Source organism: Streptomyces racemochromogenes (assembly GCF_044129415.1).
GTDB lineage: Bacteria > Actinomycetota > Actinomycetes > Streptomycetales > Streptomycetaceae > Streptomyces > Streptomyces racemochromogenes_A.
Window position 1 is genome coordinate 39,771 of the sequence record NZ_JBBDHD010000055.1, and the last position, 7,049, is coordinate 46,819.

The following is a 7,049-nucleotide window of genomic DNA, read 5'->3' on the forward strand; positions in this document are numbered from 1 at the left end:
ATTCCTGTGTGCTCGTTGGCCGTCGTCAGAGGCGTTCGCGGACGTCGGCCAGCTCGGCGGAGGCGTGGGTGACGAGTTCGCGCGGGGGGATCGGGAACACGGTGTGCGGGGTGCCGGCCGCCGCCCAGACCACGTCGTGCCGCAGGAGGGCCTGGTCCGCCAGCACGCGGGTGCGGGTGCGGTGGCCGAAGGGCGGGACGCCGCCGATGGCGTAGCCGGTGGTCTCGCGGACGAGGGCCGCGTCGGCGCGGGTGACTTCCGCGGCGCCGAGTTGACGCCGGACCGCCTCGACGTCGACGCGCGAGGCGCCGTCCATGAGGACCAGGACCGGGGCGCCGTCCGCGGCGAAGATCAGCGACTTCACGATCTGGCTGAGCTCGCAGCCGATCGCCGCGGCGGCGTCGGCGGCCGTGCGGGTGCCTTCGGGGAAGGCGCGGATGGTGAGGTCGAGGCCGAGTTCGGCGATGGCCCGGGCGAAGAGGGGGTGCGGGGTGCTGGTCGTCATGCCGGGACGCTAGCGCCGTGCCGGCCGGGGGGCGAGGTGTTTCGCCCCCGTCCCGCCCTCGCACCGTTCCCAGGGCACCGCCCCGGACCTCGCGGCCCGGGGGTTCTTCGGCCGGCCGGGGGTGTCAGGAGGCGTTGAGGACCGTGGCGACGACGGGGCCCGCCGCGTCGGCGCCGTGGCCGCCGCCCTCGACCATGGCCGCCGCCGCCACGTCGCCGCTGAAGCCCGTGAACCAGCTGTCCGGAGCCGTCGCCCCGTCGACCTCCGCCGAGCCGGTCTTCGCTCCCTTGTCGGAGCCGCCGACCGAGGCCATCGCCTTCGCCGCCGTGCCGCTCGTGGCCGTCTGCCGCATCATCCGCACCAACTGGGCCGACACCCCCGGCGCCAGGGAGCGCGGAGCCGTCGCCAGGGTGCGGCCGTCCAGGGAGGCCTTGACGAGGACCGGCTGGCGGAACACCCCGGTGCGGGCGGTCGCCGTGACCGAGGCCATGTTCAGCGGGTTCATCTGGATCGCGCCCTGCCCGATGTACTCGGCGGCGGCCGCCGAGCCCGAGGTCACCGGAACGGTGCCGTCCTGTGAGGGGATGCCTGTCTTCCAGTCCAGTCCGATGCCGAAGGCCTCCTTGGCCGTCCGCGGCAGTGCGCCGTTGTCCTTCACGTCGTCGATCAGGCTGATGAAGGCGGTGTTGCAGGACCGGGCGAAGCTGGCCGAGAAAGGCTGGCCCTGGAGGGAGAAGCCGCCCTGGTTGCGGAAGACCTTGCCGTCCCACGTGGCGCTCGCCGGGCACGCCGCCGGCCGGTCGGCCGCCACCAGTCCCTTCTCCAGCAGCATCGCGGCCGTCACGATCTTCATCGTCGAGCCGGGTGCCCGACGGCCCAGCATCGCCGCGTTGAAGCCGTCGCGGCGGTGGTTGGCCACCGCCAGGATGTCGCCGGTGCTCGGCTGGACCGCGACGACCGAGGCCTCCTCGTACTGGCCCACCGCCTTCTCCGCCGCCGCCTGCACGTCGGCGTCCAGCACGGTCCGCAGCTGCCCGGGCTTGCCCTCGACCAGCGTCGCCAGGGTCCGCTTGGGGGCGTCGGCGGTGGCCGGTTCGATCCACACCTCGACGCCGGGGGTGCCGCCCGCCTTCTGCCCGTACGTCGTGCGCAGCGCGTCCAGCACCGGGCGCAGCGACGGGTAGCGCTCGGGCGTCAGTTCCTTGCCGTGGCGGTCGAGGGCCTGGACGGGCGGGCTGGCCGGGGTGCCCGCGCGCAGCCGCTCGTCCTTCTGCAGCTGGGGGTGGATCACCGAGGGCTGCCAGTCGACGAGCGGTTTGCCGCTGCCGGTGCCGCGGACGACGGTCAGCTGGGAGTCGTAGACGAAGGGCGTGGTGGTCCCCTCGTGGGTGATCTCGGCCTCGACCTTGAAGGGCACGGTGGCGCCGTTCGCGGTGCCGGGGGTGATGACCGTCTTGGAGACGGCGCTCCGGGATCGGAAATCGGCCATCACCGGCTGCGCGGCGGGGGCGTTGTTCGTCAGCTCGGCGGCCGTGCGGGCGTCGCCGGACGCCCACGCGGCCAGGAAGTCCTTGGCGACCCGGGCCGTCTCCTGGTCGGTGACGGGGCCGGCCGCCTTCTGCGCGGTGACCGAGCCGGTGGGGACCGCGCCGTTCTTGCCGCTGCCGTCGGTGCCGCCGCTGTCACCCACCAGGGTGACCACCCCGTACGCCGCTCCGCCGGCCACCGCCAGGATTACCCCGCCGACGATGGCACCCTTTGCCGCCCCGTGCATGTCCGTCCCCTCCCCGGGAGCCCCCGTTCTCTGAACACGTTCAAAGAACCTCGGGGCTCACCTTACGCGCGGGTAGGGGCGCACCTCCACGTCAGATCCACGTATCCAGCCACATCCGGCCACGCCACGAGTCCATGGGCAGGGTCTGGCCGGTGTAGATCGGCCAGAAATAGATGAAGTTCCAGATGATCAGGAGCACCAGCACGCCCGCCCCGATCGCCCCGAGGGCCCGCCGCCGCTCCGAGGAGCCCGCCGGCCCCAACAGGGCGCCGATCATCATCGCCACCGCCAGGCACAGGTAGGGGACGAAGACCACCGCGTAGAAGTAGAAGATCGTCCGCTCCTGGTAGTTGAACCAGGGCAGCAGGCCCGCGGCCAGCGCGCACGCGATCGCGCCCGCCCGCCAGTCGCGCCGGAACAGCCAGCGCCACAGCACGTACAGCAGCGCGAAGCAGCCCGTCCACCACAGCAGCGGCGTGCCCAGCGCCAGCACCTCGCGGGCGCACTTGCCCGCCTCGGTCGCCGGGCAGCCGTCGGTGCCGGGGGAGGGGGACTCGTAGAAGTAGGACACCGGCCGGCCCAGCACCAGCCAGCTCCACGGGTTGGACTGGTAGGTGTGGCCGGAGGTCAGGCCCACGTGGAACTTGTAGACCTCGGTCTCGTAGTGCCACAGGCTGCGCAGCCACTCCGGCAGGAAGGACAGCGAGCTGTTCTGGTCGGACTTGGCGGCCCAGTCGCGGAAGTAACCGCCCCTGCCGTCGTCGGGGCTCAGGATCCAGCCGAGCCAGGACGTCAGGTACACGGCGATCGCCACCGGCACCGTCGAGAGGAACCCGGGCAGCGCGTCGCGGCGCAGCATCGCCGCGTACGGGGCGCCCGCGCCGGCGGTGCGGCGCGCGGCCGCGTCCCACAGCACGGTCAGGACCCCGAAGAAGGCCAGCACCACCAGGCCGTTCCACTTGGTGCCGAACGCCAGGCCCAGGCAGACGCCGGCCAGCAGCCGGTACGGGCGCCAGCCCAGCCGGAGGGTCTCCGCGACGCCCGCGTCCGGTCGGGCGCGGCCCTCCTCGTCGACCGGGAGCGCCGCGGCGAGGCGGGCCCGGGCCCGGTCGCGGTCGACGACCAGCGCCCCGAAGGCGGCCAGCACGAAGAACATCAGCACCAGGTCGAGCAGGGCGGTGCGGCTCATCACCAGGTGCAGGCCGTCGACCGCGAGCAGCGCGCCCGCCAGGCAGCCGAGGAAGGTGGAGCGCAAGAGGCGCCGGCCGATGCGGCACAGCATCAGGACGGACAGGGTGCCGAGCAGCGCCGTCATGAACCGCCAGCCGAAGGGGTCGAAGCCGAACATCCACTCGCCGAGCCCGATCACCCATTTGCCGACCGGCGGGTGCACCACGTAGCCGGGGTCGGTCGGCAGCGGGACGGCGTCGGGATTCGCGAGGATCGACTTGTCGACATCCTTGGGCCAACTGGCTTCGTAGCCCTGCCGGATCGTGGCCCACGCGTCCTTCGCGTAGTACGTCTCGTCGAATATCACCGCCTTCGGGCTGCCCAGGTGCGTGAACCGCAGCACGCCCGCGACCAGCGCCACCAGCAGCGGCCCCGCCCACGCCATGGCCCGCTGCCACTTCTCCCGGCCCGCCTCCCCGATCCCGAGCGCCGTCCAGAGCTGGACGGACGGCCGGGCGTACGGGGGCACGAGGCGGGTGCGGACATCGGCGGCCGGCGCGGCCGGCGCGTAGCCGAACCCGCGCAGGCGGCGCAGCCACACGGGCGGTTCGTGCTCGGGGCCGCCTCCGCCCGGCGGGACGGGCGGGGCCCCCGCGGGGCTGGGCGGCGGCGTCGCGGTACTGGTCACCGGGTCATCGTAGGGAACGCCCCTGTGCGAACCCCAGTCCCCACGAGCCCCAATGAGAGGATGAGCCGGTGACAGCAGACCAGCCCCGCGCCGACCGATCCCCCTCCTCCGACGGCGTGCTCGTCCTCGCCGGGACCCCGATCGGCGACCTCGCCGACGCCCCGCCCCGCCTCGCCGCCGAGCTGGAGCGGGCCGACGTGATCGCCGCCGAGGACACCCGGCGGCTGCGCCGGCTCACCCAGGGCCTGGGCGTGCACACCACCGGGCGGGTCCTGTCGTACTTCGAGGGCAACGAGTCCGCCCGCACCCCCGAGCTGGTCGAGGCCCTGGAGGCGGGCCGTCGGGTGCTGCTGGTCACCGACGCGGGCATGCCCTCGGTCTCCGACCCCGGCTACCGGCTGGTCGCCGCCGCCGTGGAGAAGGACCTCAAGGTCACGGCCGTGCCCGGGCCGTCCGCCGTCCTCACCGCTCTCGCGCTCTCCGGGCTCCCCGTGGACCGGTTCTGCTTCGAGGGGTTCCTGCCGCGCAAGGCGGGCGAGCGGCTCGGCCGGCTCCGCGAGGTCGAGGGCGAGCGGCGCACGCTCGTCTACTTCGAGGCCCCGCACCGGCTCGACGACACCCTGGCGGCCATGGCCGAGGTGTTCGGTGCCGACCGGCGGGCCGCCGTGTGCCGCGAGCTCACCAAGACGTACGAGGAGGTCAAGCGCGGCGGCCTGGGTGCGCTGGCCGAGTGGGCCGCCGAGGGGGTGCGCGGCGAGATCACCATCGTGGTCGAGGGGGCGCCGGCCGCCGGGCCGGCGGACCTGGACGACGAGGAGCTGGTGCGCCGGGTGCGGGTGCGCGAGGAGGCGGGGGAGCGGCGCAAGGAGGCCATCGCGGCGGTCGCGGCCGAGGCCGGAGTACCCAAGCGCGACGTCTTCGACGCGGTGGTGGCGGCAAAGAATGCGGCACAAAAGATGCCGTAGATCGGTAAAGAGCTAACCTGAAAAGCAAAGCTCAGACCGCGCACCGGCCGCTTTGAGACATGACTGGCCCAAAGAGAGTCCAACACTGGACAGGGCCTGATGCGCTCCCGCCCGAAGAGGCGTCCACTGTCAATGGCACCAGTGGAACAAGAGGAGCTGGCATGAGTGAGATCGCAGACACCCCGGTACCCGTCCCCGCCGCAGGGCCTGCCGCCGTTTCCACGTCCGATGTGCAGACCGTGCACGAGGCCTACTCCTTCGCGTGCATGAAGTGCGGGTACGGGTGGGAGCAGTCCTACGCGATTGAGCACCACACCGACGGCAAGGGTCAGCCGTTCATCATGTACAAGGTGAACGGCGAGCGGGTGCCCTCCCCGCTGTCCAATCCGACCTGCCTGAACTGCGGCGGGCACGTCGTGCGGATCATGCGGGCCGGCACGGTCTCCCAGGTGAACGCCACCATCGACCGTCTCTACCACCACCGCATCGCCCCCGGGATCGCCGGACCCGTGCCGGCCGGGGAGAACCCGCCGCGTCCCCCGAGGCAGCGCAGGCCCTCCCACGACTCCCCGGGGCCGGTCGCCGTCAACGAGCCCGGGCGGCGTCCCGGCCTGCTCGCCCGCCTGCTGGGGCGGCTGCGCCGGTCATAAGATCGGCCCATGAGCGCTCGCCCTTCCTCCTCCTCGGCCGCCGCCAAGGACGCCCCGCCCCCGCTGCCCGAACCGCTGCGGGTGGCGGTGGCCGACTCGCACACCCACCTCGACATGCAGTCCGGCACCGTCGAGGAGGGGCTGGCGAAGGCGGCGTCGGTGGGTGTGACCACCGTCGTGCAGGTGGGCTGTGACGTGAAGGGCTCGCGCTGGGCCGCCGAGACCGCGGCGGCCCACGCGAACGTGCACGCGGCGGTGGCGCTGCACCCCAACGAGGCCCCCCGCATCGTCCTGGGCGACCCGGACGGCTGGTCGCGGCAGGGCGCCCGGACCGGCGGCGGCGAAGGGGCGCTGGACGACGCCCTCGCCGAGATCGAGGCGCTGGCCGCCCTCGGCCACGTCAAGGCGGTCGGCGAGACCGGGCTGGACCACTTCCGCACCGGGCCGGAGGGGATGGCCGCGCAGGAGCGTTCCTTCCGGGCCCACATCGAGATCGCGAAGCGGCAGGGCAAGGCCCTCGTCATCCACGACCGCGACGCCCACGCCGACGTGCTGCGGGTGCTGCGCGAGGAGGGCGCGCCCGAGCGGACGGTCTTCCACTGCTACTCCGGGGACGCGGAGATGGCCCGGGAGTGCGCGGCTGCCGGGTACTACATGTCCTTCGCAGGCACGGTCACCTTCAAGAACGCGGCGCCGCTGCGGGAGGCCCTGGCGGTGGCTCCGCTGGAGCTGGTGCTCGTCGAGACGGACGCCCCGTACCTGACCCCGGCGCCCTACCGCGGGCGGCCCAACGCGCCGTACCTGATCCCGCTGACGGTGCGGGCGATGGCGGCGGTGCGCGGGATCGACGAGGACGCCATGGCCACCGCCCTCGCGGCGAACACGGCCCGCGCCTTCGACTACCGGCTCGACCACTGACCGTCGGGCGGATGGGGGACATGCCCGCGCCACGACATGACGACATGGCGATGTGCCGACATTTCGGTACGGTCGCCGCGACACCTTCGGTACACCCGTTCGTTCGACACGCTGGGTAGTCGAACGGCTTTGGTGCGTGACGGCCGCTCCCGCTAGGGTGCCGTGCCCGAACCAGCCGGGGCCGGACCAGTGGAGCGAGCGACGTGAGCGATACGCAGGGCAGTCACCGCCGTGTCTCCTGGCCGGAGACCGAGCCGGACGCCACCGGCCCGGACCCGGGCCCGGGAGCGGGCCTCGATCCGGGCCGGGACCCGGGGCCCGAGCCCGGCGTCCCCGCCCCCCGGGCCGAGGGCCGCCGAGACCGACTGGTAGGCGAACG

6 protein-coding genes are annotated in these 7,049 nt (G+C 73.4%); 3 read left to right on the plus strand and 3 right to left on the minus strand.

The features are described from left to right. Nucleotides 1–25: 25 nt before the first annotated feature. The 3 genes from WDV06_RS20975 to WDV06_RS20985 all read right to left on the minus strand — a co-directional run bounded on the left by WDV06_RS20975 (nucleotide 26) and on the right by WDV06_RS20985 (nucleotide 4,137). Nucleotides 26–505, minus strand: coding sequence for a YbaK/EbsC family protein (locus WDV06_RS20975; protein WP_395511288.1), 480 nt, complete (start codon nucleotides 503–505; stop codon nucleotides 26–28). A 124-nt stretch (nucleotides 506–629) separates the two neighbouring features. After that, nucleotides 630–2,279, minus strand: coding sequence for a penicillin-binding transpeptidase domain-containing protein (locus WDV06_RS20980; protein WP_395511289.1), 1,650 nt, complete (start codon nucleotides 2,277–2,279; stop codon nucleotides 630–632). Between the two features lie 91 nt (nucleotides 2,280–2,370). Then, entirely contained in the window at nucleotides 2,371–4,137 is a 1,767-nt protein-coding gene (locus WDV06_RS20985) for a dolichyl-phosphate-mannose--protein mannosyltransferase (RefSeq protein ID WP_395511290.1), read from the minus strand. A gap of 68 nt (nucleotides 4,138–4,205) precedes the next feature. On the opposite strand from WDV06_RS20985, the gene rsmI reads away from it, so the two are divergent. The 3 genes from rsmI to WDV06_RS21000 all read left to right on the plus strand — a co-directional run bounded on the left by rsmI (nucleotide 4,206) and on the right by WDV06_RS21000 (nucleotide 6,670). Next, on the plus strand, nucleotides 4,206–5,102 hold the full coding sequence (gene rsmI / locus WDV06_RS20990; protein ID WP_395511291.1) for a 16S rRNA (cytidine(1402)-2'-O)-methyltransferase: 897 nt from the start codon (nucleotides 4,206–4,208) through the stop codon (nucleotides 5,100–5,102). Nucleotides 5,103–5,263: 161 nt separating this feature from the next. Further along, the gene (locus tag WDV06_RS20995) at nucleotides 5,264–5,752 is read left to right on the plus strand and encodes a hypothetical protein (protein ID WP_395511292.1); all 489 of its coding nucleotides are present in this window, start codon (nucleotides 5,264–5,266) and stop codon (nucleotides 5,750–5,752) included. Between the two features lie 9 nt (nucleotides 5,753–5,761). Continuing rightward, entirely contained in the window at nucleotides 5,762–6,670 is a 909-nt protein-coding gene (locus WDV06_RS21000) for a TatD family hydrolase (protein ID WP_395511293.1), read from the plus strand. Nucleotides 6,671–7,049: the final 379 nt, after the last annotated feature.

What these genes read in the sequence shown, in the direction of transcription:
- WDV06_RS20975 (WP_395511288.1), bottom strand. Translation starts at nt 505, where the DNA reads ATGACGACCAGCACCCCGCACCCCCTCTTCGCCCGGGCCATCGCCGAA.
- WDV06_RS20980 (WP_395511289.1), bottom strand. Translation starts at nt 2,279, where the DNA reads ATGCACGGGGCGGCAAAGGGTGCCATCGTCGGCGGGGTAATCCTGGCG.
- WDV06_RS20995 (WP_395511292.1), top strand. Translation starts at nt 5,264, where the DNA reads ATGAGTGAGATCGCAGACACCCCGGTACCCGTCCCCGCCGCAGGGCCT.
- WDV06_RS21000 (WP_395511293.1), top strand. Translation starts at nt 5,762, where the DNA reads ATGAGCGCTCGCCCTTCCTCCTCCTCGGCCGCCGCCAAGGACGCCCCG.